The organism is Streptomyces varsoviensis (assembly GCF_000718635.1).
GTDB classification, from domain to species: domain Bacteria; phylum Actinomycetota; class Actinomycetes; order Streptomycetales; family Streptomycetaceae; genus Streptomyces; species Streptomyces varsoviensis.
Window position 1 is genome coordinate 45,451 of record NZ_JOBF01000016.1, and the last position, 25,375, is coordinate 70,825.

At 72.6% G+C, this 25,375-nt stretch carries 20 protein-coding genes; 5 read left to right on the plus strand and 15 right to left on the minus strand.

All coding sequences use genetic code 11. The features are described 5' to 3' along the window. Nucleotides 1–131: 131 nt before the first annotated feature. The 3 genes from IF55_RS23030 to IF55_RS23040 form a co-directional block, all read right to left on the minus strand. Nucleotides 132–1,586 (minus strand): glyceraldehyde-3-phosphate dehydrogenase, encoded by a 1,455-nt coding sequence (locus tag IF55_RS23030; RefSeq protein WP_030883993.1) that lies wholly within the window; start codon nt 1,584–1,586, stop codon nt 132–134. Between the two features lie 233 nt (nt 1,587–1,819). Beyond that, on the minus strand, nt 1,820–3,004 hold the full coding sequence (locus tag IF55_RS23035; protein WP_030883994.1) for an NAD-dependent formate dehydrogenase: 1,185 nt from the start codon (nt 3,002–3,004) through the stop codon (nt 1,820–1,822). Nucleotides 3,005–3,262: 258 nt separating this feature from the next. Beyond that, on the minus strand, nt 3,263–4,192 hold the full coding sequence (locus tag IF55_RS23040) for a LysR family transcriptional regulator (protein ID WP_030883996.1): 930 nt from the start codon (nt 4,190–4,192) through the stop codon (nt 3,263–3,265). A gap of 82 nt (nt 4,193–4,274) precedes the next feature. Here IF55_RS23040 and IF55_RS39495 point away from each other — a divergent pair, with 82 nt between their 5' ends. Further along, nucleotides 4,275–4,439 carry an Rmf/CrpP fold protein gene (locus tag IF55_RS39495; RefSeq protein WP_157854385.1) on the plus strand — a complete coding sequence of 55 codons (165 nt, stop codon included), beginning with the start codon at nt 4,275–4,277 and terminating at the stop codon, nt 4,437–4,439. Nucleotides 4,440–4,477: 38 nt separating this feature from the next. Here the strand turns inward: IF55_RS39495 and IF55_RS23045 are convergent, their stop codons facing one another. Beyond that, the gene (locus tag IF55_RS23045; RefSeq protein ID WP_078645012.1) at nt 4,478–4,960 is read right to left on the minus strand and encodes a RidA family protein; all 483 of its coding nucleotides are present in this window, start codon (nt 4,958–4,960) and stop codon (nt 4,478–4,480) included. Further along, nucleotides 4,957–6,156, minus strand: a complete 1,200-nt coding sequence (locus IF55_RS23050; RefSeq protein WP_211270025.1) for an acyl-CoA dehydrogenase family protein — start codon at nt 6,154–6,156, stop codon at nt 4,957–4,959. The genes IF55_RS23045 and IF55_RS23050 overlap by 4 nt, the downstream gene beginning before the upstream one ends. A gap of 118 nt (nt 6,157–6,274) precedes the next feature. Here IF55_RS23050 and IF55_RS23055 point away from each other — a divergent pair, with 118 nt between their 5' ends. Together IF55_RS23055 and IF55_RS23060 are read left to right on the plus strand one after the other, a co-directional pair. Further along, nucleotides 6,275–7,912, plus strand: coding sequence for an AMP-binding protein (locus IF55_RS23055; RefSeq protein WP_030884001.1), 1,638 nt, complete (start codon nt 6,275–6,277; stop codon nt 7,910–7,912). After that, complete coding sequence (locus IF55_RS23060; RefSeq protein WP_030884003.1) at nt 7,905–8,732, plus strand: PaaX family transcriptional regulator; 828 nt, start codon at nt 7,905–7,907, stop codon at nt 8,730–8,732. Before IF55_RS23055 ends, IF55_RS23060 begins: the two co-directional genes overlap by 8 nt. A 7-nt stretch (nt 8,733–8,739) precedes the next feature. On the opposite strand, the gene IF55_RS23065 is transcribed toward IF55_RS23060, so the two are convergent. Continuing rightward, on the minus strand, nt 8,740–11,076 hold the full coding sequence (locus tag IF55_RS23065) for a bifunctional salicylyl-CoA 5-hydroxylase/oxidoreductase (protein ID WP_048832358.1): 2,337 nt from the start codon (nt 11,074–11,076) through the stop codon (nt 8,740–8,742). Between the two features lie 482 nt (nt 11,077–11,558). After that, nucleotides 11,559–12,392 carry an enoyl-CoA hydratase family protein gene (locus tag IF55_RS23070; RefSeq protein ID WP_030884008.1) on the minus strand — a complete coding sequence of 278 codons (834 nt, stop codon included), beginning with the start codon at nt 12,390–12,392 and terminating at the stop codon, nt 11,559–11,561. Nucleotides 12,393–12,643: 251 nt separating this feature from the next. Here IF55_RS23070 and IF55_RS23075 point away from each other — a divergent pair, with 251 nt between their 5' ends. Further along, nucleotides 12,644–13,123 (plus strand): ATP-binding protein, encoded by a 480-nt coding sequence (locus IF55_RS23075; RefSeq protein ID WP_078645015.1) that lies wholly within the window; start codon nt 12,644–12,646, stop codon nt 13,121–13,123. Here the strand turns inward: IF55_RS23075 and IF55_RS23080 are convergent. The 6 genes from IF55_RS23080 to mmuM all read right to left on the minus strand — a co-directional run bounded on the left by IF55_RS23080 (nt 13,101) and on the right by mmuM (nt 22,899). Next, nucleotides 13,101–14,570: an amino acid permease gene (locus IF55_RS23080; RefSeq protein ID WP_030884014.1), complete on the minus strand. Its 1,470-nt coding sequence runs from the start codon at nt 14,568–14,570 to the stop codon at nt 13,101–13,103. The two genes, IF55_RS23075 and IF55_RS23080, sit on opposite strands and share 23 nt — an antisense overlap. Nucleotides 14,571–14,713: 143 nt before the next feature. Continuing rightward, nucleotides 14,714–15,733 carry an ornithine carbamoyltransferase gene (argF, locus tag IF55_RS23085; protein ID WP_030884017.1) on the minus strand — a complete coding sequence of 340 codons (1,020 nt, stop codon included), beginning with the start codon at nt 15,731–15,733 and terminating at the stop codon, nt 14,714–14,716. A 152-nt stretch (nt 15,734–15,885) separates the two neighbouring features. Continuing rightward, a complete protein-coding gene (locus IF55_RS23090) occupies nt 15,886–17,109 on the minus strand; it encodes an arginine deiminase (RefSeq protein ID WP_030884021.1) in 1,224 nt (407 codons plus the stop codon). Nucleotides 17,110–17,686: 577 nt separating this feature from the next. Further along, complete coding sequence (locus IF55_RS23095) at nt 17,687–20,374, minus strand: polynucleotide kinase-phosphatase (RefSeq protein WP_078645017.1); 2,688 nt, start codon at nt 20,372–20,374, stop codon at nt 17,687–17,689. Next, nucleotides 20,371–21,933, minus strand: coding sequence for a 3' terminal RNA ribose 2'-O-methyltransferase Hen1 (locus IF55_RS23100; RefSeq protein ID WP_030884027.1), 1,563 nt, complete (start codon nt 21,931–21,933; stop codon nt 20,371–20,373). Before IF55_RS23100 ends, IF55_RS23095 begins: the two co-directional genes overlap by 4 nt. 33 nt (nt 21,934–21,966) lie before the next feature. After that, nucleotides 21,967–22,899: a homocysteine S-methyltransferase gene (mmuM, locus tag IF55_RS23105; RefSeq protein ID WP_030884030.1), complete on the minus strand. Its 933-nt coding sequence runs from the start codon at nt 22,897–22,899 to the stop codon at nt 21,967–21,969. 59 nt (nt 22,900–22,958) lie between these two features. On the opposite strand from mmuM, the gene IF55_RS23110 reads away from it, so the two are divergent. After that, nucleotides 22,959–23,888, plus strand: coding sequence for an LLM class F420-dependent oxidoreductase (locus tag IF55_RS23110; RefSeq protein WP_030884034.1), 930 nt, complete (start codon nt 22,959–22,961; stop codon nt 23,886–23,888). 422 nt (nt 23,889–24,310) lie between these two features. Here the strand turns inward: IF55_RS23110 and IF55_RS23115 are convergent, their stop codons facing one another. Together IF55_RS23115 and IF55_RS23120 are read right to left on the minus strand one after the other, a co-directional pair. Beyond that, entirely contained in the window at nt 24,311–24,787 is a 477-nt protein-coding gene (locus IF55_RS23115; protein ID WP_030884036.1) for a DUF6099 family protein, read from the minus strand. 116 nt (nt 24,788–24,903) lie between these two features. Further along, nucleotides 24,904–25,278 (minus strand): nucleotide pyrophosphohydrolase, encoded by a 375-nt coding sequence (locus IF55_RS23120; RefSeq protein WP_048832359.1) that lies wholly within the window; start codon nt 25,276–25,278, stop codon nt 24,904–24,906. Nucleotides 25,279–25,375 lie beyond the last annotated feature (97 nt).

The window sequence follows — 25,375 nt, forward strand, 5'->3', positions numbered from 1 at the left end:
GTGCAGGCTGCCCACGTACGTGTGTGCGAAAACGGAGGAGTTCAGGCCACGGCGGGGCGGGGCGGCCTGAACTCAACGCACGTCCGTCCACCGTGCCCCACCGGGGCGGGAGGTCGGCGGGAGCCCTGCCCTCAGGCCACGGGTGCCGGGTAGGTGGGGTACTCCACCCCGGACACGTGCTGGACGACGCGGATGACCTGGCAGGAGTAGCCGAACTCGTTGTCGTACCAGAGGTAGAGGATCGCGTTGTCGCCGTCGACCTTGGTGGCGCCGGCGTCGACGATCGAGGCGTGGCGCGAGCCGATGAAGTCGTTCGACACCGCGTCGGGGGCGCTGGTGAAGTCGATCTGGCGCTTGAGCGGCGAGGTCAGCGAGACGTCGCGGAGGTAGTCGAGGACTTCCTCGCGGGTGGCCTCGCGCCCGAGCCGCAGGCTGAGGATCGCGATGGAGACGTCCGGCACCGGGACGCGGATGGAGGAGCCGGTGATCGGGGCCTTCAGGTCCGGGAGGGCCTTGGCGACGGCGGAGGCGGCGCCGGTCTCGGTGATGACCATGTTCAGCGGGGCGCTGCGGCCGCGCCGGTCGGCCTTGTGGTAGTTGTCCAGCAGGTTCTGGTCGTTGGTGAACGAGTGGATGGTCTCCACGTGACCGCGCAGGACCCCGTACTCGTCCGCCATCGCCTTGAGCGGCGGGACGATCGCGTTGGTGGTGCAGGAGGCGCAGGACAGGATGCGCTCGTCCGGCTTGATCATGTCGTGGTTGACGCCGTGTACGACGTTGGGGACGTCGCCCTTGCCCGGTGCGGTCAGGACGACCTTGTCGATGCCGGGGCGCAGGTGGTTCGCGAGGCCGTCGCGGTCGCGCCACTTGCCGGTGTTGTCGATGAGGATGGCGTCCTTTATGCCGTACGCCGTGTAGTCGACCTCGGAGGGGTCGTTGGCGTAGATCACCTTGATCTCGTTGCCGTTGGCGACGATCGTGCTGTTCGCCTCGTCCACGGTGATCGTGCCCTGGAACTGGCCGTGGATGGAGTCGCGGCGCAGCAGCGAGGCGCGCTTGACCAGGTCCTCGGCGGCCCGCTCGCCGCCGCCGCGCACGACGATGGCGCGGAGCCGCAGCCCGTTGCCGGAGCCGGCCTTCTCGATGAGCAGCCGGGCTACGAGGCGCCCGATGCGGCCGAAGCCGTACAGCACGACGTCGCGCCCCGCGCGGCTCTCGATCTTGTTGGCGCCCGTCGCGCCCGCGACCGCCTCCGCGGTGAACTCGGCCACCGTCAGCCCGCGGTCATCGGCCTTGTAGAGCGCGGCGAGCATCCCGAGGTCGATCTGGGCGGGCCCGAGGTCCAGCGCGGTGAGCGCCTGGAGAAACGGCAGCGTCTCCGTCACCGAAAGCTCCTCGCCCGCTATCTGCCGGGCGAAGCGGTGCGTCTTGAGGATGCTCACCACCGACTTGTTCACCAGCGAGCGGCTGTGCAGCAGGATCGTGACATCACGCTCCCGGTGCAGCTTTCCGATGATCGGGATCATGGACTCCGCGATCTCCTCGCGGTGCTTCCAGTTGGTGAACGAGTCGTCGTTGACAGTCACAGGTCCATCTTTCGAGCTAGGCAGCGCTCACATGATAGCCATACGCATTTCCACCCCTCCGGGCGGTGCCGCCCAGGCGGAAACCCGGCACGGTTTCCCGTACGCCCCAGCGGTACCGACCCCGGCTCGGGCCCTGGCTCCAGCCTCGGCCTCGGCCTCGGCGGCAATCGCGCAGCGGAGCGGGCCGGTCGGCGGGTGCCGGGCCGGCCCGTGCTGCTGGAGGGGGAAGGGGGTCAGGCGCTGACGCCTGGGGCGGTGCCGGTGCCCGCGGTGTAGGAGGTGGCGCCGGTGCCGGCGAGGCTGCCGCCGTCGACGATGAGGTATTCGTCGCGGATGGGGCGCTGGGCCAGGTAGTCCTCCAGGATCTCGCGGGTGCCGGCGGCGTAGCGGGCCTGGGCGGAGGGGGTGGTGCCGGAGACATGCGGCGTCATGCCGTTGTGGGGGGCGGTGCGCCAGGGGTGGTCGGCGGGCGGGGGCTGCGGGTACCAGACGTCGCCCGCGTAGCCGGCGAGCTGGCCGGACTTGAGGGCGGCCGTCACCGCGTCCTGGTCGACGATCTGCGCGCGGGCGGTGTTGATGATGTACGAGCCGCGCTTCATCTCCCCGATCAGCTTCTCGTCGAAGAGTCCTTCGGTCTCCGGGTGCAGCGGGCAGTGGATGGACACCACGTCGACGGCGCGGGCCAGCGCCCGCGCGTCCGGGTGGTACGTCAGCCCCAGCTCCTCCTCGGTCTCGCGCGGCAGCCGGCGCTTGTCGGTGTAGTGCAGCTTGACGTCGAAGGGCGCGAGGCGGCGCAGGACCGCGACGCCGATCCGGCCGGCCGCGATGACGCCGACGTTCATGCCTTCCAGGTCGTAGGCGTTGGCCACGCAGTCGGCGATGTTCCAGCCGCCGTCCCTCGCCCACTGGTGGGACGGGAGGTAGTTGCGGACCAGGGCGAGGATCTGCATCACCGCGTGTTCCGCGACGCTGATGCTGTTGCTGTACGTCACCTCCGCCACCGTCATGCCGCGCTCGATGGCCGCGTCCAGGTCCACGTGGTCCGAGCCGATGCCCGCGGTGATGGCGAGCTTGAGGTTCGGGGCCTTCGCGATGCGCGCCTTGGAGAGATAGGCGGGCCAGAACGGCTGGGAGATGACGACATCGGCGTCCGCGAGTTCGCGCTCCAGCTCGGAGTCCGGCCCCTCCTTGTCGGAGGTGACGACCAGCGTGTGGCCGCGTTCTTCGAGGAACGTACGGAGGCCGAGTTCGCCCGATACGCTGCCGAGCAGTTCGCCGGGGGTGAAGTCGACGGCCTCGGGGGTGGGCGTGGTCTGGCCGTCGGGGTAGCCGGTCACGGCGGGAATGCCGTCCCGCGCGTACTTCGGCGGGAATCCGTCCACCGGGTCCGGGTACAGAACGCAGACTATCTTGGCCATCATCGACTCCTGTGCCGTATAAGCAGTCGGATATTCCTTCGGCCGTGTGCCGAATTCCGAACTGCTTCCACCCTGGCCCCATTTCCCGACACCGTCAAAGAGGCATTTTGGAATATCTGATAAGTCCGCCCTATCAGAGTCGAGTCCAGCGGCCCGGCCACGCTCAGCGCTCAGCCAGCCAGTCGGTCAGCCGCTCAATCGGTCAGCCGCTCAGCCGCTCAACCGGTCAGCCGGTCAGCCGGTCAGCCGGTCAGCCGGTCAGCCGGTCAGTGAATCCGTCGGCAGGCGTTCCAGCACCGCCGCCACGTCCGTCCTGCGCGCCAGCTCCGTCAGCGCACGCGCCATCACCGAGCCCGGCTCCCGCACCGTCGTCACCAGCCCCATCGGCACGGTGTGGTCCGGCTCCACGAGCGGCAGGACCCGCATCCCGCGCGGCACGCCGAAGACATGCAGCCACGCGTACGGCACCACGCCCACCCAGCGCCCCGTCCTGACGTGGGCGAACAGGGAGGCCACCGAGTCGGTCTCCACCTCCGGCTCCGCCCGCGCGCCCGCCATCTCGAAGATCTCGTCCAGCACGCGCCGACCCTGCATCGTGCCGACCAGCAGGCACAGCGGCAGCCGGGCCGCCTCCGCCCAGGTCGCGTTACGGGCGCCGGGGCGGCCTATGGCCGTTCCGGTCAGCAGCACATAACGCTCCCGATAAAGCGGAACCACCTGAAATTTCTCCGAAATTCCAGCGCGCAGATAAGTGATTCCCGCGTCGATCTCGAAATCCTGGATCTTGCGGAGCATATCCTCCGATCTGAGATCGGAGAGAACGCGTACGCTCGCCAGCGGATGTTCCGTGCAGAAGGGCTCCGTGAGCAGCGATACGGCCGTCGCGGCGGTCGGTACGGAGCCCACGCACAGTTGGCCGCTGAGGCCCGTACGCAGGGCGTCGACCTCGTCGGTCAGGGCGTCGCGGTCGGCGAGGATGCGCTGTGCCCACAGGACGATGCGTTCGCCCTCGGGCGTGAGGCTTTCGAACTTCCGGCCGCGGCGGACCAGGGGCACGCCGAGTTCGTCCTCCAGCTTCCGTACGGCCTCGGAAAGGGCGGGCTGGGAGACGTAGCACGCCTGCGCGGCGCGGGCGAAGTGCCGCTCGCGCGACAGGGCCACCAGATATTCGAGTTGGCGAAACAGCACCTTCCCGGTCTACCCGATCTTGGACGGAGACGCCAAACTTGTGTACGACATCGGATGAGACGGACGGCGAGGCGGATTCCCTATGGCGGCGCGGGGCGAAATGGTGGCAGCGCTCAAGGAAGGGCGGCTGGCCCACGAGCTGGGCGAGTCCAGCGCCGACTGCCCCTACCCGGCCGGCGACCCCCTGCGCGCCGCCTGGCTGCGCGGCTTCGCCGCCGCCCGCTCGGAAGGAGTGAAAAAGGAGTGAAAGGGGAGGGAGAGTGAGCCCCTTGTTCGGTTGTTCGGTTACGGCAGGACCGCTATTCCGTCCAGTTCCACCCGCGCCTGCTCGTCCCAGAGCCGCGCCGCCCCGATGACCGCCATCGCCGGGTAGTCGCTCCCCGCCAACCGCCGCCATACGCGGCCGAGTTCGGGCGCGTGGGCGCGGTACTCGGCCACGTCCGTGGCGTACACCGTGACCCTGGCGAGTTGGTCGGGTCGCCCGCCCGCCGCTCGCAAGGCGGCCAGGAGATTGGTCAGCGCCTGTTCGAACTGCGTCACCAGGTCGCCCTCGATGACCTTGCCGTCGCCGTCGAGCGCCGTCTGTCCGGCCAGGAAGACCAGCCGTCCGCCGGTGGCCGTCACGGCGTGCGTGAAACCGGTGGGCGGCGACAGCTCCGCCGGGTTGATCCGCACCAGTTCCGGCTCGGCGGGCCCGGCTTCCCGCCCTGCGGGCCCCGCTTCCCGCCCTGCGGGCTCGGCCTCCCGCCCCGCGGACTCGTCGCTCATCGGTTCTCTCCTTCTCGTGACGCGGCAGTGCTGCCGGGGCCTCCCGCCCGCCCCCGGTACAGCTCCTTGGCGATGATCGTCCGCTGCACCTCGCTCGCCCCCTCGTAGATGCGCGGGGCGCGGACCTCCCGGTAGAGGTGTTCCAGCAGGTGGCCACGGCGCAGCGCCCGCGCGCCGTGGAGCTGGACGGCGGCGTCCACGACGTACTGGGCCGTCTCGGTGGCTAGCAGCTTGGCCATGGCCGAACTGCTCGCGACGCCGGGCGCCCCCGCGTCGTACGCCGCCGCGGCCGCGTACACCAGCAGCCGCGCGGCCTCCGTCCGCGTCGCCATCTCGGCGAGCTGGTGGGAGACGGCCTGGAGGTCCTTGAGCGGGCCGCCGAACGCCTGCCGCTCCCCCGCGTGGCGCACGGCGGCGTCGAGGGCGGCCTGTGCCATGCCGACGGCGAACGCGCCGACGCTGGGCCGGAAGAGGTTGAGCGTGCGCATGGCGACGCGGAAGCCGGCGTCCGGCTCGCCCAGCAGGTCGTCGCGGGTGACGGGGACGGCGTCGAAGGCGAGGGCGCCGATGGGGTGGGGGCTGAGCATGTCGAGCGGCACGCCGGTGAGGCCGGGGCGGTCGGCGGGTACGACGAAGGCGGTCACGCCGCGGGCTCCCGCGCCCGCGGTCGTACGGGCGAAGACGGTGTAGAAGTCGGCCTCGGGGGCGTTGGAGATCCAGCATTTCTCGCCGGTCAGCCGCCACCGGCCGGAACCGTCCGGCTCGGCGCGCAGGGCGAGGGCGGCGGCGTCGGAGCCGGCGTCGGGCTCGCTGAGCGCGAAGGCGGCGACGGCGCGGCCCGCGACGACGCCGGGCAGCCAGCGGGCGCGCTGCGCGTCGGTGCCGGAGAGGGCGACTGGGTACGCGCCCAGGCCCTGGAGGGCGAGTGCCGTCTCGGCCTCCGTGCACTCGGCGGCGAGCGATTCGCGCAGCAGGCAGAGGTCCATGGCCCGTACGGGCCCCTCGGCCGGGAAGACACGGGCCAGCAGCCCGAGGTCGCCGAGCGCCGCGACGAGCGGCCGATTGACGCGGCCGGGCGGGCCCTCGGAGGCGAGTGGGCCCTCGGCGGCGAGCGGGCGGAGGCGTTCCGCGGCAAGTGTTCGCAGTTCGGCGCACCATTGCCGCTGGTGCGGTGTCAGCGCGAAGGGGGTGGTCACCGGGCGCCTCCTTATCGCGGTCTGTTGACTGCCGTCACCAAGACGTTACGCTGACATCGGATCGTCGCTGCCTGCAAGACCCCCACTTCCCTTTTCGGCGCGAGGGGGCGCATGCGTCATGGAGCTCAGTCCGTCGGCCCACGTCGACACCTTTCCGCGCGAACATCTGCCCCCAGCCCACGCGTGGCCGACGCTGCTCCGCGAGCCTCCCGCGCCGCGCTACCCCGAGCGCCTCAACTGCGGCGCCGAACTCCTCGACGCCACCGTCCGGCGGCTCGGCGCGGACTCCGGGCGGCGGCCGGCCGTGCTGGACGGGGCGGGCGTCTGGACGTACGACGAGCTGCGCGGCCACGTCGACCGGATAGCGCACGCCCTGACCCGTGATCTCGGGGTGGTGCCCGGCAACCGGGTGCTGCTGCGCGGGCCCACCACGCCCTGGCTGGCGGCCTGCTGGCTCGCGGTGATGAAGGCGGGCGCGGTGGCCGTCACCGTGCTGGCCGCGCAGCGCGCCTCCGAGCTGGCGACCATCTGCGACATCGCCCGCGTACGGCACGCGCTGTGCGCCGCCGACTGCCTCGACGATCTCGTACGGGCGCGGGTGCCGGGGCTGCGCGTCACGGCGTTCGGCGGCGAGGGCCCCGGCGACCTGCTGCGGCTGGCGGCCGGCAAGCCCGCCTCGTACGAGCCGGTGGCGACCGCCGCCGACGACGTGGCGCTGATCGCCTTCACCTCGGGGACGACGGGCCGGCCCAAGGGCTGCATGCACTTCCACCGCGACGTACTGGCCATCGCCGACACCTTCTCCGAGCACGTCCTGCGCCCCCTGCCCACCGACGTGTTCGCGGGCACTCCGCCGCTGGGCTTCACGTTCGGGCTCGGCGGGCTGGTGGTCTTCCCGCTGCGGGCGGGCGCCTGCGCGCTGCTCGCGGAACGGGCCGGCCCCGAGCGGCTGCTCGCCCACATCGCGGAGCACCGGGTCTCGGTGCTGTTCACGGCGCCCACCGCCTACCGTGCGATGCTCGGCAGGCTCGGTTCGTACGACACGTCGTCGCTGCGCCGGTGCGTGTCCGCCGGCGAGAACCTGCCCGCCGCCCTGTGGCGCGACTGGCACCAGGCCACCGGCCTGCGCATCATCAACGGCATAGGGGCGACGGAGATGCTGCACATCTTCATCTCCGCCGCCGACGACGCCATCCGGCCGGGCACCACCGGGCTCCCCGTGCCCGGGTTCGAGGCGCGGGTCGTGGGCCCGGACGGGCAGCCGGTGGCGGACGGCGCGCCGGGGCTGCTGGCGGTGCGCGGGCCCACGGGCTGCCGCTATCTGGCGGACGACCGGCAGCGCGGCTATGTACAGGGCGGCTGGAACCTGACCGGCGATACGTACGTCCGGGAGCCCGACGGCTACTTCCGCTACGTGGCGCGCGCCGACGACATGATCATCTCGGCCGGGTACAACATCGCGGGCCCCGAGGTCGAGGACGCGCTGTCCCGCCACCCCGACGTGGCCGAGGCGGCGGTGGTGGGGCGGCCGGACGCGGAGCGCGGGGAGATCGTCGTCGCCCATGTGGTCCTCCGGCTGGGGCTCGCGGGCACCGCCGAGACGGTCGCCGCGCTCCGCGAGTTCACCAAGAAGGAGATCGCGCCCTACAAGTGCCCGCGCGAGATCGTGTTCGTCGAGGCGCTGCCCCGCACCCCGACCGGCAAGCTCCAGCGGTTCCGGCTGCGCACCGGCGCTTTACAGTTTCCCCGTGACTGACCAGCACACTCCGCGTTCCCTCATCGTCACGTTCTACGGCGCGTACGGGCGCGGGGACGCCGACTCCCCCGCCGGCCCGGTGCCGGTCGCCGCCCTCGTCCGGCTGCTGGGCGCCGTGGGCGTCGACGCGCCCTCGGTACGGTCGGCGGTCTCCCGGCTGAAGCGGCGCGGGCTGCTCGTGGCGGACCGTACGGCGGGCGGGGCGGCCGGCTACGCGCTCTCCCCCGACGCCCGGCAGCTCCTCGACGACGGCGACCGGCGCATCTACCCGCGGCCCGCCGGGCGGTGCGGCGACGGCTGGCTGCTCGCGGTCTTCTCGGTGCCGGAGGAGGAGCGCAGCAAACGCCATCTGCTGCGGTCGCGGCTGGCCCGGCTGGGGTTCGGCACGGCGGCGCCGGGCGTGTGGATCGCTCCGGCGCACCTCCACGACGAGACACGCCACACCCTGGAGCGGCTGGGGCTCGACGGCTACGTCGATCTCTTCCGGGGCGAGCACGCCGGGTTCGAGCCGACGGCCGCGGCGGTCGCGCGCTGGTGGGACCTGACCGGCCTGGCCAAACGCCACCAGGCTTTCCTGGACGCGCACGAGCCGGTGCTGCACCGCTGGGCGCGCCGCCGGGTCGTGCCGCCCGAGGACGCCTACCGCGACTACCTCCCGGCCCTGGACTCCTGGCGGCGGCTCCCCTACGCGGACCCGGGGCTGCCGCCCGCGCTGCTGCCGCCGGACTGGCCGGGCGCGCGGGCGGCCGAGGTGTTCGCCGCGCTGCACCGCAAGCTGCGGGACGCGGGGGCGGTGTACGCGGCGCGACAGCTTTCCTGACGGGCCGTCATGTACCGAGGGTGAGTCGGGGCTTAGGGCCGTCCGTGCGGCCCGTCGGGGGTGTGCGGCTGCCCGCCCGGTACGGCAGCGGCCACGGCGCGCCCGGGCCCGTATAGGACTGCTCGGCGGCGGCGTGCAGGGTCCACTGCGGGTCGTAGAGGTGCGGGCGGGCCAGCGCGCAGAGGTCGGCGCGGCCCGCCAGGACGAGCGAATTGACGTCGTCCCAGGAGGAGATGGCGCCCACCGCGATGACCGGCACGCCGAGCGTGTTGCGGATGCGGTCGGCGTACGGCGTCTGGTACGAGCGGCCGAAGTCCGGGGCCTCGTCGGGGACCACCTGGCCGGTGGAGACGTCGATGGCGTCGGCGCCGTGGGCCGCGAAGGCGCGGGCGGTCTCGACGGCGTCGGCGCCGGTGGTGCCGCCCGCCGCCCAGTCGGTCGCGGAGATCCGCACGGTCATCGGCTTGTCGGCGGGCCACACGGCCCGTACCGCGTCGAACACTTCGAGGGGGTAGCGCAGCCGGGCGGCGAGGTCGCCGCCGTAGGCGTCGGTGCGCCGGTTGGTGAGCGGGGAGAGGAACGAGGAGAGCAGATAGCCGTGCGCGCAGTGCAGTTCCAGGAGGTCGAATCCGGCGCGGTCGGCGGCCTCCGCGGACCGTACGAACTGCTCGCGTACGGCCGCGAGTCCGGCGGCGTCGAGGGCGTGCGGGGTCTGGTTGACGCCGGGGCGGTACGGCAGCGGCGAGGGCGCCTCCAGCGGCCAGTTGCCGTGCGGCAGGGGCTGGTCGATGCCGTCCCACATGAGGCGGGTGGAGCCCTTGCGGCCGGAGTGGCCGATCTGGGCGCCGATGGCGGTGCCGGGCGCGCTCGTGTGCACGAAGTCGGTGACGCGCCGCCAGGCCCGCTCGTGCTCGGGCGCGTACAGGCCGGCGCAGCCGGGGGTGATGCGGCCGCGCTCGCTGACGCAGATCATCTCGGTCATGACCAGGCCCGCGCCGCCGAGGGCGCGGGCGCCGAGGTGGACGAGGTGGAAGTCGCCGGGCGTGCCGTCCTCGGCGCTGTACATGTCCATCGGCGAGACGACGACGCGGTTGCGCAGGGTCAGCCCGCGCAGGGTCAGGGGCGTGAACATCGGCGGCGTGCCGGGCGGTACGGCCGCCTCGCGCTCGACGGAGGCCACGAACTCCGCGTCGCGCAGCCGCAGGTTGTCGTGGGTGACGCGGCGGCTGCGGGTCAGCAGGTTGAAGGCGAACTGCCGGGGCGGCTGGTCCGCGTAGACGGCGAGGTCCTCGAACCATTCGAGGCTGGCGCGGGCCGCGCGCTGGGTGGACTGCACGACGGGGCGGCGCTCGGCCTCGTACGCGGCGAGCGCCTCGGCGACCGTCGGCCGCTCGGTGAGGCAGGCGGCGAGCGCGAGGGCGTCCTCCACGGCGAGCTTGGTGCCGGAGCCGATGGAGAAGTGGGCGGTGTGCGCGGCGTCGCCGATCAGCACGGTGCTGCCGTGCGACCAGTGCTCGTTGACGACCGTACGGAACGCGGTCCAGCTCGACTTGTTGCCGCGCAGCGGCCGGCCGCCGAGGGCGTCGGCGAACAGCTTGCCGCACTGGTCGATGGAGCCCTGTTCGTCGCAGCGGTCGAGGCCGGCGGCGCGCCAGACCTCTCCGCGCATCTCGACGATGACGGTCGAGGCGCCGGGGTCCTCCCCCCGGGCGGGAGCGTAGGGGTAGCCGTGGAGCTGGATGATGCCGTGTTCGGTCTCGGCGGTCTCGAAGCGGAACGCGTCGAAGGCAAAGTCGGCGGCGAGCCAGATGTAGCGGCAGCGGTGCGTGGTGACGCGCGGCCGGAAGGCGTCCCGGTGGGCCTCGCGGGTGAGGCTGTGCACCCCGTCGGCGGCGATGACCAGGTCGTACGAGCCGGCGAGCACGGCGGCGGGCGGGGCCTCCGTCCGAAAACGCAGCTCCACGCCGAGCGCGGCGCACCGCTCATGCAGGATCTCCAGCAGCCGCCGGCGACCGAGCGCCGCGAACCCGTGCCCGCCGGAGCGCTGCACCGTCCCGCGGTGCACCACGTCGATGTCGTCCCACCGCACGAACTCCTCCCGCAGCGCGCGGTACACGACGGGGTCGGCATGCTCGATGCCCCCGAGCGTCTCGTCGGAAAGCACCACACCGAAGCCGAAGGTGTCGTCGGGAGCGTTCCGCTCCCAGACAGTGATCTCGCGCCGGGGATCGAGCCGCTTGAGAAGCGCGGCGGTATAGAGCCCCCCGGGTCCACCACCGATGACGGCGATGCGGCGGGCTACGGCGACGCCGGCCGTTTCGGCTGCGCCGAGCCCCGCTGAGATTTCGGCCGCGCCAAGCGCTACGGAGGCTTCGGCCGCGCCGAGCGCTGCGGCGGTCTTGGCCGGTCCGAACCCTGTGCCTGTGCCGGACGCTCCGGCCGCTGCGGCTTCTCGGCCAGCTCTGGCCGCTGCGGCTGTTCGGCTCGCTGCGGCTGCCCCAGCGGACGGGGCTGCGGCTGGGGACGCGACCGCGCCCGGTGGCGATGCTGCCCCGGAGGACGGGGCTGCGCCTGGCGGCGACGCAGCGCCCGGCGCGGGGGCCGCTTCTGGCAGGGGCGCTGCCCCCGGCGAGGCCGCTGCCCCTGGCAAGGGGCCTGCTCCTGCCGGGGGCGCTGCCCCTGGCGAGGGGACGGCCGCTGCTCCTGGCGAGGGCGCTGAGCCCGGCAAGGGCGCTGAGCCCGGCAAGGGCGCTGAGCCCGGCAAGGGCGCTGAGCCCGGCAAGGGCGCTGAGCCCGGCAAGGGCGTTGGTGCGCCGGAGGCGGGTGTCATCGGCCCTGCCATTTCGGGGGGCGCTTCTCGGTGAAGGCGGCGTGGAACTCGGCGTAGTCGGCGCTGTTCATCAGCAGCGCCTGCGTCGCCGCGTCCATCTCGACGGCGGCGGCCAGCGGCATGTCGAGTTCGGCGGTGAGCAGCGCCTTGGTCTGCGCGTAGGCGAGGGCGGGGCCCTCGGCGAGCCGGCGGGCGAGCGCGGCGGCGGCGGCCGGGGCCCGGCCCTCGTCCGCCAGCTCGCTGATCAGGCCGATCCGCTCGGCCTCCGGGGCGCGGACCGGCTCGCCGAGCATCAGCAGCCGGGTGGCGTGCCCGAGGCCGACGACGCGCGGCAGCAGATACGCGGCGCCCATGTCACCGCCGGACAGCCCCACGCGGGTGAACAGGAACGCGAAGCGGGCGGAGGGGTCGGCGACCCGGAAGTCCGCGGCCAGGGCGAGGACCGCGCCCGCGCCCGCGGCCACGCCGTGCACCGCGGCGACCACGGGGAAGGGGCACTCGCGCAGCGCCCGTACGACCTGGCCGGTCATCCGGTTGAAGTCGAGCAGTTGACCGGTGTCCATGGCCAGGGTGGCGCCGATGATGTCGTCGACGTCGCCGCCGGAGCAGAAGCCGCGCCCCTCGCCGCCGAGCACGAGGGCCCGTACGGAACCGTCGCGGGCCAGCTCCGGGAGGAGGTCGCGCAGGTCGGCGTAGGCGCCGAAGGTGAGGGCGTTGAGCTTCTCGGGGCGGGCGAGGGTGACGGTCGCGACGCCGTTGTCGAGGGTGAGGCGCAGATTCCGCCACTCCTCGGCCTCGGTGCGGTGCGCGGACCCGGTGAACGGACTCATGTGGGGCACGGCCTCCTTCAGCCGGACGGCTGGTGCTGCCTGCCCATCGAAGCTATCACCGAAGCGTGACTGTCGTCACGAGTGCGCGATAACCGCGCTATACGGCGAGGAACGAGGGGCGAGACAGCCGCCGCACGGCGCCCCGGCGTCGAGGGGCCGTAAGTCCCACAAGCCCCGGACCGGGGACTCTGACATCACGCGCACCATTTCGTACTGTTGAAGTTGGAAAGAGTCTTTCTATTAGTCCCGCTATGCCTGCTGTGCCCGCTCCGCCCCCCGGTGCCTGCTATGAACGGACCGATACGTTGCCCGATACCGCCCGCCCGGCCTTCTGGCGCATCTTCCTGCCGCACACCACGGCCGCCGTGCCGATCGCACGCGCCCTGATCCGCAGTGCGCTCACGGACATCGAGGCGGCGGGCGACAGCGACACGGCGGAGCTGCTCACGGCGGAGCTGGTGGCCAATGCGGTGGAGCACACGAGCGGCGACGACCCGATAGAGCTGGTGGTCGAGGTGCTGGAGACCGGCTGCCAGGTCGAGGTGCACGACCGCGATCCGGCCCCGGTGGGCGGCCTGGACGGCCGGATCCCCGCGCCGTCGCCCTCGCCGGAGAACCTCGACGAGCATGGCCGCGGTCTGCTGCTGATCCGTACGCTGAGCGCGGCGTCCGGCTATCGCGCCACGGAACACGGCAAGGCCGTCTGGTTCACCCTCCGTCCCGCGTACTGACGCTCGCGCCCGCGCGCGCCGGGACGCGGGAGCCGTCCGTACCCGCCCGGGCGCCGATCCGCGAGCGCGGGCGCCCGTAACAGACGTACACGAGCGCGCCGACCGCCAGGAAGACGGCGAACTGCGCCCAGGTCGCCGGCCCCGTCCCGTACATCAGATACAGGCAGAAGCCGACGCCGAGGAGCGGCGTGAGGGGGAAGAGCCGGGCCCGGAAGGGCCGCGGCAGGTCGGGGCGGGTGCGGCGCAGCGCGATCACGGCGACGTTGACCACGGCCATGACGGCGAGGGTGCCGATGGTGGTGAGGTTCAGGACCACGTCCAGCGGTACGAGCGCGGCGGGGGCCGCGAAGACCACGGCGACGATCCAGGTGCCCGCGACGGGCGTCGAGGTCTTCGGGGAGACGCGCTCGAAGACGCGCGGGATCAGCCCGTCCCGGGACATGGACATGAGGATGCGGGTCTGCCCGTACATCACGGCCAGGACGACGGAGGCGATGGCGACGACCGCGCCGAAGGCGATGATGCCGCCGCCGAGCGTCGAGCCGGTGACCTGGTTGACGATGAGCGAGAGGGCCGCGGGCCGGTCGGCCACGGCGTCGGCGGACATCGCGCCGACCGCGGCGAACGCGACCAGGCAGTACAGCAGCGTGACGACGCCGATGCAGATCATGATCGCCAGGGGGACGGTCCGCCGCGGGTTCTTGACCTCCTCGCCGGCCGTCGTGATCGCGTCGAAGCCGATGTACGAGAAGAACGCGACCGACGCGCCGGAGGTGACCCCGGCGACGCCGTGCGAGGCGAACGGCGAGAGGTTGCCGGCCTTGAACGCGGTGAACGCGATGGCGCAGAACAGAACGAGCACCGCGATCTTCAGTACGGCCATGAACGCGGTCGCCCGCGCGCTCTCCCGCACCCCGCGCACCAGCAGCGTCGCGGCGAGCAGCATCACGACGACGGCGGGGAGGTTGACGACGCCGCCCTCGCCGGGGGCGTTGGACAGGGCCGCGGGCAGTTGGTGGCCGATGACCCCGGCGAGCAGTTCGTTCAGATACTGGCCCCAGCCGACGGCGACGGCCGAGACCGAGACGCCGTACTCCAGCAGCAGGCACCAGCCGATGACGAAGGCCGCGCCCTCGCCGAGCGTCGCGTAGGCGTACGAGTAGGAGGAGCCCGAGACGGGGATCGCGCCGCCCAGCTCCGCGAACGAGAAGGCGGTGAAGACGCAGGTCACGGCCGCGATCACAAAGGAGACGGCGGCGGCCGGGCCGGCTTGGGCGACCGTGTCGGAGAGGCCGACGAAGATGCCGGTGCCGACGATCGCGCCGACGCCGAAGCACACGAGCTGGAAGAGGCCCATGGTGCGCTTGAGGCCATGTCCTTCGAGATCCGCGCCGGACTCGGCTATGAGCAGATCGGGGGACTTGACGCGTAGGCCGGACGGGGGCATGGGGTGGTTCTCTTCTCTGGTCGTGCACAAGCGGGTGGGGCCCGGGCATGGACGCCCGGACCCCACCGAATAGGTGAATAGTAACCGCTATCGATGCATGATCGCCCATCCGGGCGTATGGCTATGCGATTGCGGGGCGGCCGTCACGCGGACGCCGCGCCCCCGCCGCCCAACGTCGCGACCAGCACGGCCTTGATGGTGTGCATGCGGTTCTCGGCCTCGTCGAAGACGACGGAGTGCTCGGACTCGAAGACCTCGTCGGTGACCTCCAGGGAGGTCAGCCCGTGCTGCTCGTGGATCTCCCGGCCGACCGCGGTGCCGAGGTCGTGGAAGGCGGGCAGGCAGTGCAGGAACTTCACCTCGGGGTTGCCGGTGGCCCGCAGCACGTCCATGGTCACGGCGTACCCGGCGAGCAGCTTGATCCGCTCGTCCCACGCCTCCTTCGGCTCGCCCATCGACACCCAGACGTCGGTGGCGACGAAGTCCGCGCCGCGCACCCCCTCGGCCACGTCCTCGGTGAGCGTGACGCGCGCCCCGGAACCCTCGGCCAACCGCCGCGCCTCGGCCACCACCTCGTCCGTCGGCCACATCCGGCGCGGGGCGACGATCCGTACGTCCATCCCCAGCAGGGCGCCCGTGACCAGGTAGGAGTTGCCCATGTTGTAGCGGGCGTCCCCCAGATAGGCGAACACGACCCGCTCCAGCGGCTTGGCGGTGTGCTCGACGACCGTGAGCACGTCGGCCAGCATCTGGGTGGGGTGCCACTCGTCGGTGAGCCCGTTGAAGACCGGGACGCCCGCGTACTCCCCCAGCTCCTCGACGATCTCCTGGCCGCGCCCCCGGTACTCGATCCCGTCGAACATCCGGCCCAGCACGCGCGCCGTGTCCTTCACCGACTCCTTGTGCCCGATCTGCGAACCGGCCGGGTCGAGATAGGTCGTGGACGCGCCCTGATCGGCGGCGGCCACCTCGAAGGCGCACCGCGTACGGGTGGAGGTCTTCTCGAAGACCAGGGCGATGTTCTTGCCGCGCAGCCGCTGCTCCTCGGCGCCCGCGCGCTTGGCCGCCTTGAGCTCCGCGGCCAGGTCGACCAGGCCGCGGAACTCCTCGGCGGTGAAATCCAGCTCCTTGAGGAAGTGGCGGCCGGTGAGATCTATCGCCATGGGGTGGGCTCCTCGATCACGACTACAGGGGAGGGGGAATTACGGAAGTGTATACGACTCACCGTATAGCGATGCGGCACGGGCTACGGCCTGACTTCGATCGGGCTACGGCGCGGCTCCGTGACGGGCCCGGGCGCGGGCTCCATCACCGACTACACAGGATCTCGCTCCACCGGGCAGCTCATGCACCGCGGGCCGCCCCGCCCCCGGCCCAGCTCGCTGCCGGGGATCGTGATGACCTCGATCCCGTTCTTGCGCAGAAACGTGTTGGTGGTCACGTTCCGCTCGTACGCGACCACCACGCCCGGCTCGATCGCCAGCACGTTGCAGCCGTCGTCCCACTGTTCCCGCTCCGCCGCGTGCACGTCCTGCGTCGCCGTCAGCACCCGCACCGAGTCCAGCCCGAGCGCCGCCGCGATGGCCCGGTGCATATGGCCCGGCGGATGGTCGGTGACCTTGAGGTCCTGCTCCCCGGCGCCCGGCTCGATCGTGTACGAGCGGAGCGTGCCCAGCCCCGCGTACTGGGTGAAGGTGTCGCCGTCCACCATCGTCATCACGGTGTCCAGGTGCATGAACGCCCGCCTCTTCGGCATGTCCAGCGCCACGATCGTCCGGGCCGACCCGGCCTCGAAGAGCCCGCGCGCCAGCATCTCCACGGCCTGCGGCGTGGTCCGCTCGCTCATCCCGATGAGCACCGCCCCGTCGCCGATCACCAGCACGTCACCGCCCTCGATGGTGGACGGGTAGGCCGCCTGCCCCTCCGACCAGACGTTGAACTCGGCGCTCGCGAACACCGGGTGGTGCCGGTACACGGCCTCGTAGTGCACCGTCTCGTGCCAGCGGGCCGGCCAGCGCATCGCGTTGATGCAGACCCCGTCGTAGACCCAGGCCGAGGCGTCGCGGGTGAACAGGTGGTTGGGCAGCGGGTTGAGCAGGAAGTCGTCCAGCTCCATCGCGTGGAACCGCACGGACACCGGCTCGGCGTACCCGGCCAGGAACTCCCGCTTCGTCATCCCGCCGACCAGCGCCCCGGCCAGCTCCGTCTCCGACATCTCGTCGAACGCGGCGCGCAGCGGCCCGGTGGCCAGCGGCCCGTACTCCTTCTCGTCGAAGACCCGGTCCATCACGAGCGTACGGGCCGCCGGCACCGCCAGGCTCTCGGCGAGGAGGTCCTGGAAGAGGTGCACCTCGACGCCGCGCTCGCGCAGCACGTCGGCGAAGCCGTCATGCTCGGCACGGGCGCGCCGCACCCACAGGAGGTCGTCGAAGAGCAGGGCGTCCTTGTTGGACGGCGTGAGGCGCTTCAGCTCCAGGTCGGGGCGGTGCAGGATGACGCGGCGCAGCCGCCCGGCCTCGGAGTCGACATGGAATCCCATGCGCCCATCCTGGCCCGAACCAGCCGTGATCACTCAGCACCCGACGCGCCAGGTTCCGGCGTGGAGCCGGACCGGGCCAAAGGACCGGGGTGCAGGACCAGAGCCGGAGGACCGGGACGCGGGACCGGAGCCGGAGGACCGGGGCGCAGGACCGGGGACGCGGAACCGGAACCGGACGGCCGGGGCTCCCGTCGCCCCGAGGTCCGAAAGCCCGGTGGGGGGCCACCGGGGCCTGGGCCCGTGGCCCCCCGGCCCGGATTGGCCGGGACGCCGTCTCGCGCCCCTCGTCGCCACCCCGCCACTGAGGCCGCCACCGGGGCACCGGGCCACCGGGCCACCGGGCCACCGGGGCACCGGGGCACCGGGGCACCGGGGCACCGGGGCAGGCTGCCCGGCGACCGGGCGACCAAGGCACCCGGGGTAGCCGACGGCCGCCAGGGTGGCCGAGGGCCAGCGGGGGCCTGGGCCCGCCGCGGAGGCCGGGGCCCGCCGCGGAGGCCGAGGGCCCGCCGCGGAGGCCGAGGGCCAGCGGGGTGGCCGGGGTCCGCCGGGGTGGTGGCCGGGGCCGCCGGGGAGGCTAGAGACGGGGGTCGACCGGCTCGGACTCCAGGGCCAGTACCGCGAACACCGCCTCGTGCACCCGCCACAGCGGCTCGCCGTCCGCTATTCGGTCCAGCGCCTCAAGGCCGAGCGCGTATTCGCGCAGGGCGAGCGAGCGCTTGTGCCCCAGATGCCGTACGCGCAGCCGGTCCAGGTTCTCCGGGCGCGTGTACTCCGGGCCGTAGACGATGCGCAGGTACTCGCGACCCCGGCATTTGACGCCGGGCTGGGTGAGTCTGCCGTCCTCCCGGCGCACATACGCCTGGAGCGGCTTGACGACCATGCCCTCGCCGCCCGCCGCGGTCAGGTCGAGCCACCAGCGCACGCCCTCGGCGACCGACGCCTCGTCCTCCGTGTCGACGACGAGCCGGCGCGTACGGGTCAGCAGCCCGCCGCCCTGCTCGCCCCGGTCGGCGTCGACAAGGCGGTCGAGCCACGCCAACTGCTCGTCGTGCGGGACGGCGGCCAGGCTGCGCCCCTCGGCGGCCAGGATCTGGAACGGCGCGAGCCGCACGTCGGCCAGGCTCTCGACCGGCCAGCAGTAGCGCCGGTACGCCTCGGTGAACGCCGCCGCGTCGGCGGCCCGCTCGCGCTGGAGGCCGAGGAGGCCGGACACGTCCACGCCGCGCGCCGCCGCGGACTCCAGGGCCGACAGCACGCCCGGGAAGACGGCGCGGGAGGCCGCGCCGACGGCCGCGTACTGATTGCGGAGCAGCCCGCCGGACTTCAGGGACCACGGCATCAGCTCCGCGTCGAACAGCAGCCAGCCGGTGGCCAGCTCCTCCCACAGGCCCGCCGCGTCGACGGCGGCCCGCAGCCGCGCGAGGACGGCCTCGGTCCGCTCCGGGTCGTCGAAGAACGGCCGTCCGGTGCGCGTGTGCACGGCCCCGGTCAGGCCGTCGGCCGCGCCGAAGCGCTCCCGCGCGACGTCCTGGTCGCGGCAGAGCAGCACCACCGCCCGCGACCCCATGTGCTTCTCCTCGCACACCACGTGGCGCACGCCGTCCGCGCGGTAGCCGGCGAAGGCCTCCGCCGGGTGCTCCAGATAGCCGTCCTCCTTCGAGGTCGCGCAGGGCGCCATGGTGGGCGGGAGGTAGGCGAGCAGCCGCGGGTCGATCGCGAAGCGGCTCATGACCTCCAGCGCCGCGGCGGCGTTCTCCTCCTTCACCGCGATCCGGCCCAGGTGCCGGGTCTCCACGGTCCGCCGCCCCGCGACATCGGCGAGGTCGAGCGGCCGGCCGTCGGCGCCGCCGGGCGCCTCGGTCGAGAGCGGCCGAGCCGGCTCGTACCAGACCCGCTCGGCCGGTACGTCCACCAGCTCGCGCTCGGGCCAGCGCAGAGCGGACATCTTGCCGCCGAAGACGGCACCGGTGTCGAGGCAGATGGTGTTGTTGATCCAGGAGGTGTTCGGCACGGGCGTGTGGCCGTAGACGACCGCGGCACGGCCCCGGTAGTCCTCCGCCCACGGGTAGCGCACGGGCAGGCCGAACTCGTCGGTCTCCCCCGTCGTGTCCCCGTACAGGGCGTGCGAGCGGACCCGGCCGGAGGTGCGGCCGTGGTACTTCTCGGGCAGCCCGGCGTGGCAGACGACGAGCCCTCCGCCGTCGAGCACGTAGTGGCTGACCAGCGAATCGATGAAGGCGCGCACCTCCGCGACGAAGGTGTCGTCCTCCTTCTCCAACTGCTCGACGGTCTCGGCGAGCCCGTGCGTGTGCTGGACCTTTCGGCCCTTCAGGTACCGGCCGAGCTTGTTCTCGTGGTTGCCGGGCACGCACAGCGCGTGGCCCGCGGCCACCATGCCCATGACGAGGCGGAGCACGCCGGGGCTGTCCGGGCCGCGGTCCACGAGGTCGCCGACGAAGACGGCCGTGCGGCCGTCGGGGTGCGCGGCGTCCACCGGTCGGCCCGCGCCGTCCCGTTCGACGGCGTACCCGAGCTTGCCGAGCAGGGTCTCCAGCTCGGAGCGGCAGCCGTGGATGTCGCCGACGATGTCGAACGGTCCGGTGAGGTGGCGCAGGTCGTTGTAGCGCCGCTCCAGGGTGATCTCGGCGGCCTCCGCCTGCTCCACGCCGCGCAGGATGTGCACCTTGCGGAACCCCTCGCGCTCCAAGTGGCGCAGGGAGCGGCGCAGTTCGCGCTGGTGGCGCTGGATGACGTGGCGGGGCAGACCGGCCCGGTCGGGGCGCGCCGCGTTGCGCGCCGCGCAGACCTCCTCGGGCATGTCGAGGACGATGGCCACCGGCAGCACGTCGTACTCGCGGGCCAGCCGTACGAGCTGTTTGCGGCTCTCCGCCTGGACGCTCGTGGCGTCGACGACGGTGAGCCGCCCCGCCGCGAGCCGCTTGCCCGCGATGTAGTGCAGGACGTCGAAGGCGTCCCGGCTGACGCTCTGGTCGTTCTCGTCGTCGCTGACCAGCCCGCGGCAGAAGTCCGAGGAGATGATCTCGGTGGGCTTGAAGTGACGCGCCGCGAACGTGGACTTGCCGGAACCGGTGGCACCGATGAGGACCACGAGGGAGAGATCGGGCACGGCGAGTGCGCGCTGGGCGCGATTCGCCCCGGCGGCTTCGGCCGTGGCTCCCTTCGTGGCTTCGGTCTTGGCTTCAGTCTTGGCTTCGGTCTTGGCTTCGGTTGTGGCCGCGGTGGTGGTCTCGGTGCCGGTCATGCCGCCTTCCCCTCCTTCTCGGTCTCGTTCCGCGTGGTGTCACCCTGAGCGCTCTTGTCCCGCGCGTTCCCCTGCCGCGCGTTCCCCTGCCGCGCGTTTCCGTCCCGTGTGTTCCCGTCCCGCGCGTCCATGGTGAAGACGGCCAACTGGGTGGGCGGGCCGACCTCCGGGTCGTCGGGGCCCACGGGCCGGAACTCCACCGCATACCCGTGCCGCTCGGCCACGCCCTCGGCCCAGGCGCGGAACTCCGCGCGCGTCCACTCGAAGCGGTGGTCGCCATGGCGGACGTGCCCGGCGGGCAGGGTCTCCCAGCGCACGTTGTACTCGACGTTGGGCGTGCTCACCAGCACCGTCCCCGGCCGGGCCGCGCCGAAGACGGCGTACTCCAGGGCGGGCAGCCGCGGCGGATCGACGTGTTCGATCACCTCGCTGAGCACCGCCGCGTCGTACCCCTTGAGCCTGCTGTCGGTGTAGGCCAGGGAGCCCTGCAGCAACCGCACTCGCGCGGCCTGCCGCTCGGACATCCGCTCCAGCCGCAGCCGCCGCGCCGCCGCCTTCAGCGCCCGCATCGACACGTCGACCCCGACGATCTCGGTGAACTGCGCCTCCTTCAGCAGCGCGGCCACCAACTGCCCCTGCCCGCAGCCGAGATCGAGCACCCGGGCCGCCTTGGCCGCGCGCAGCTCCCCGAGGAATGCCTCACGCCGCTGCACGGCCAGCGGGACGGGCTTCTCCTCGGTGTCGCTCTCCTCGTCCACGGCGTTGTCCAGCTCTTCCAGCTCGCTGCCGTCGGCCTCGGCGAGCCGGGCGAGTTCGAGGCGTTCGAGCGCGTCCCGGGTGAGCCGGTCGCGCCGGGCCAGATAGCGGCTGGTGATGAGGCGCTGCTCGGGGTGGTTCTCCAGCCAACCCTCGCCGGAGCGCAGCAGCTTGTCGACCTCGTCGGGCGCGACCCAGTAGTGCTTGGCCCCGTCGAGCACCGGCAGCAGCACGTAGAGCTGGCGCAGGGCGTCCGCGAGCCGCTGCTCGCCTTCCAGCACGAGCCGTACGTACCGCGAGTCGCCCCACTCGGGGAACCGCTCGTCCAGCGCCACCGGCTCCGCCGTCACGGCCCAGCCGAGCGGCTCGAACAGCCGGGGCACCAGGTCCTCGGCGCCGCGCGCCGGCAGCGCGGGCACCTCGATCCGCAGCGGCATCGGCCGCCCGGGCAGCTCGGGGCGGGCCCGGCACTGCGCCTTCAGCGCGCTGGAGAACACGCTGCCGATCGCCACGGAGAGCAGCGAAGACGCCGCGTACGGACGGTCGTTGACGTACTGCGCGAGCGCCGAGTCGGGCGCGCCGCCGCGCCCCTTGCCCCGCCCCCGCCGGACCAGCGCCACGGCATCGACCTCCAGCAGCAGCGCCGCCGTGCACCGCTCCGCCGTCGCCTCGGGATAGAGGACGTGCGCGGTGCCGTAGGAGGTGGAGAAGCGCTGCGCGTTGTCGGGGTGCTTGTGCAGCAGGTATCCGAGATCGGACGCGGGGCGCTCAGGGCTGCCGGTCGTGGTGATTGTCAGGAACACATGTGCCATTATTCCCCCCTTCTACCTGCGCTCCTATTGGTTTTCGCCGCTGCCCGCGGCGCCGCCGAGCACGCGGGACAGCTCCTCGATCCGGTCCGGGCCGACCCGGCAGCACCCCCCGATGAGCCGGGCGCCCGCCGCCCGCCACACCTGGACCCGCGCCGGGTCGAAGGTCGCCCGCCCCCTCCAGACCCCCGCCCGGGCGTCCCACTCCTCCCCGCTGTTCGGATACACCACCACCGGCTTCCCGGTGGTCCGCGCCGCTATCTCCACGGCCCGCTCGGCGTCGCCCGGCTCACAGCAGTTGACGCCGACCGCGATCACCTGGTCGTTGCCCGCCGCCAGGCGGAAGGCGTCCGCCAGCGGCTGCCCGGCGCGGGTCGCCTCCCCCGCGACGGTGTAGCTGAGCCACACGGGCACCCCGCATCCCTCGACCGCCCGCAGCAGCGCCTCCCCCTCCACCGCGTCCGGCACGGTCTCCAGGGCGAGCACGTCCGGCCCCGCCTCGGCGAGCGCCGCCACCCTGGGCCGGTGGAACCGCTCCAGCTCCGCCACGCTCAGCCCGTACCGCCCGCGGTACTCGCCGCCGTCCGCCAGCATCGCCCCGTACGGCCCGACGGACGCGGCGACCCACACCTCGCCCTCCACCGCGCCGGCCGCCCGCCGGGCCAGCTCCACGCTCCGCCGCAGCAGCGCCCCCGCCTCGGCCCGCCCGGCCCCGCGCCGCGCGAACCCCTCGTACGTGGCCTGGTAGCTGGAGGTGATCAGCACCCGCGCGCCCGCCCTCGCATAGGCCGTGTGCGCCTCCTCGATCTGCCGCGGGTCGTCGGCGAGGAGGCGCGCCGACCACAGGTCGTCGGAGAGGTCGCAGCCCTGCGCCTCCAATTGGTTGGACAGCCCGCCGTCGAGGACGAGCGGCCCGCGGTCGAGGGCCACGGCGAGCGGGACAGTGGGAACAGGGGTCATCAGCGGTCCTCGCGCCACGCGGTGACCGGCTCACCGGCACGCGAGGCAAGATGGGGGGCATGGATCTTCGCATCTTCACCGAACCTCAGCAGGGCGCAACCTACGACACCCTTCTCCGCGTCGCGCAGGCCGCGGAGGAACTCAATTACGGGGCCTTCTTCCGCTCCGATCACTACCTCCACATGGGGAACGTCGACGGTCTGCCCGGCCCGACCGACGCCTGGGTCACGCTGGCGGGGCTCGCCCGCGAGACCAAGCGCATCCGCCTCGGCACCCTGATGACGGCCGGCACCTTCCGGCTGCCGGGCGTACTCGCCATCCAGGTCGCCCAGGTCGACCAGATGTCCGGCGGCCGAGTGGACTTCGGCCTCGGCTCCGGCTGGTACGCCGAGGAGCACGCGGCGTACGGCATCCCCTTCCCGAAGGAGAAGTTCGGGCGGCTGGAGGAGCAACTGGAGATCATCACGGGGCTGTGGAACACCCCCGTCGGCGACCGCTACTCCTTTGACGGCACGTACTACCAGCTCACCGACTCACCCGCCCTGCCCAAGCCCGCCCAGCCCCGCATCCCCGTACTCGTCGGCGGCCACGGCACCAAGCGCACCCCCGCCATCGCCGCGCGCTACGCGGACGAGTTCAACATCCCCTTCGCGTCCCCGGAGGACTCGGAGCGGCAGTTCGCCCGGGTGCGGGCGGCGGCCGAGGAGCGGGGGCGCAAGGCGTCCGAGCTCGTCTACTCCAACGCCCTCGTCGCCTGCGTCGGCAAGGACGACGCGGAGGTCGCACGCCGGGCCGAGGCGATCGGCCGCAGCGTGGAGGACCTCCGGGAGAACGGCCTCGCCGGCTCCCCGAACGAGGTCGCCGAGAAGATCGGCAAGTTCGAGTCGGTCGGATCGCAGCGCATCTACCTCCAAATCCTCGACTTGTCGGACCTCGACCACCTGGAACTGATCGCCGACAAGGTCATGCCGCAGGTGTCGACCCGCTGACGGTTCGCTGACGCTGGTCCGCTCACGCGCGAGGGCCGGCCCAGGTGATCGAGTGGCCGGCGGCCGGCGGCCGGATGGCCCGCTGGGCCGGATGGCCGGGTGGCCAGGCGGGGTGCACTGGGTGCGGCGCTGCGCGGATGGCTGCCGCGCATGGGCGGGGGTGCGGTCCTGCATGGGTGGGCTCCCGTGCGGGGGCAGGTGCGGTCCTGGGTGGGTGGGCTGCCGTGGTGGGGCCCAGGGGTGGCCGTATCCGTACGGGTTGATGCGCGTGAGCTGATCTCGGTGGCGTGCGTGCTTGCGTGCATGGGGTGATGTGCGTGGGCGTATGTAGCGGGCCGCCGCCTGCGTGGTCAGTAGTGCGCTCCTCCCCGCTCCTCGGGCGCCGGGCCCGCCCCCGTCCGGGCCTGGGGCCGCTGCTCGCCTCACGCGCGGCGGGCCCACGCGTCGTCAGGGCCGCGCTCGCGGACCGCGAAGCGCCTGAGCAGTCCGAGCACCCGGTCGCTGGACTCGTCGGCGGCGTCGATGGCTTCCATGCACTGCCAGTACACGCCGTCCTCGTCGGACGCCGAAGCGACCGTGACCAGGGCGATTCCCACATCTCCGAGCAGTCCGCCGAGCCCCAGCAAGGCCCGCCGCGGGTCCCGCACCTCGGAGAGCTGCGTGGCCCGCACCCCGCCATCTCGCAGGACGGACTGGCGTAACGCGCCGCAGGCCCGGCCGCCCGCCTCGCTGAGGCCGCTCGCCTCCGCCCGTATCTCCGCCGGGCCCGTGGCCGCCAGATGACTGCCCATCGCCTGGGCCAACGCCTGTACCTGCCATGCCTCCATGACGATGTCGCACACGCCGCTGGCTCCTGCCAGGGCGTGCCGTGTGACTCCGATGAGCCGCATTGCCTCCATGTTCCGTCCCCGCTCTCCGCCGTCTCGACCTCACTACCCAGAGTGATGACTAACCGCCGGAAAAGCCAGGGGAAAGCAGAAATCTGTGGATACCAAATGCGTTGTGGATAACTCAATCACTCCGGAGAGTGACGATCGGCCGTAAGCGGACCGTTCCGCTCTGCCTCCGCGGCCCCCGGGAGCGCCCCCGGGAGCACCGCCGGGAAGCGGTGCTCATTGCGGTCGATCTTCGCCGCCAGCGCCGCCAGCACGTCGATCCCCAGCACCTCGCAGAACTGCAACAGGTACGCCAGCACGTCCGCGACCTCGTCCTCGACCCGCGCCGCCGACTTCGGATCTGCCATCACCCGCCCCGACTGCTCCGGCGTCAGCCACTGGAAGATCTCCACCAGTTCCGACGCCTCGACGCTCAGCGCGGCCGCCAGGTTCTTGGGCGTATGGAACTGCTGCCAGTCGCGCGCCGCCGCGAACTCGACGAGCCGCCGCTGCAGCGTCCGTACGTCTCCGTCTCTTCCGTCTCTTCCGTCTCTTCCGTCTCTTCCATATCCTGCGTCAGCCGCGTCTCGTGCGTGGGCCGACGGCGCGGAA

Bases quoted from the DNA above. Each gene is read 5' to 3' on its own strand.
- IF55_RS23080 (WP_030884014.1), bottom strand. From the start codon at position 14,570: ATGCCCCCGTCCGGCCTACGCGTCAAGTCCCCCGATCTGCTCATAGCC.
- IF55_RS23095 (WP_078645017.1), bottom strand. From the start codon at position 20,374: ATGACCGGCACCGAGACCACCACCGCGGCCACAACCGAAGCCAAGACC.
- IF55_RS23115 (WP_030884036.1), bottom strand. From the start codon at position 24,787: ATGGAGGCAATGCGGCTCATCGGAGTCACACGGCACGCCCTGGCAGGA.
- IF55_RS23070 (WP_030884008.1), bottom strand. From the start codon at position 12,392: ATGAGTCCGTTCACCGGGTCCGCGCACCGCACCGAGGCCGAGGAGTGG.
- IF55_RS23110 (WP_030884034.1), top strand. From the start codon at position 22,959: ATGGATCTTCGCATCTTCACCGAACCTCAGCAGGGCGCAACCTACGAC.
- IF55_RS23075 (WP_078645015.1), top strand. From the start codon at position 12,644: ATGCCTGCTGTGCCCGCTCCGCCCCCCGGTGCCTGCTATGAACGGACC.
- mmuM (WP_030884030.1), bottom strand. From the start codon at position 22,899: ATGACCCCTGTTCCCACTGTCCCGCTCGCCGTGGCCCTCGACCGCGGG.
- argF (WP_030884017.1), bottom strand. From the start codon at position 15,733: ATGGCGATAGATCTCACCGGCCGCCACTTCCTCAAGGAGCTGGATTTC.
- IF55_RS23055 (WP_030884001.1), top strand. From the start codon at position 6,275: ATGGAGCTCAGTCCGTCGGCCCACGTCGACACCTTTCCGCGCGAACAT.
- IF55_RS23090 (WP_030884021.1), bottom strand. From the start codon at position 17,109: ATGGGATTCCATGTCGACTCCGAGGCCGGGCGGCTGCGCCGCGTCATC.
- IF55_RS23045 (WP_078645012.1), bottom strand. From the start codon at position 4,960: ATGAGCGACGAGTCCGCGGGGCGGGAGGCCGAGCCCGCAGGGCGGGAA.
- IF55_RS39495 (WP_157854385.1), top strand. From the start codon at position 4,275: ATGGCGGCGCGGGGCGAAATGGTGGCAGCGCTCAAGGAAGGGCGGCTG.
- IF55_RS23035 (WP_030883994.1), bottom strand. From the start codon at position 3,004: ATGGCCAAGATAGTCTGCGTTCTGTACCCGGACCCGGTGGACGGATTC.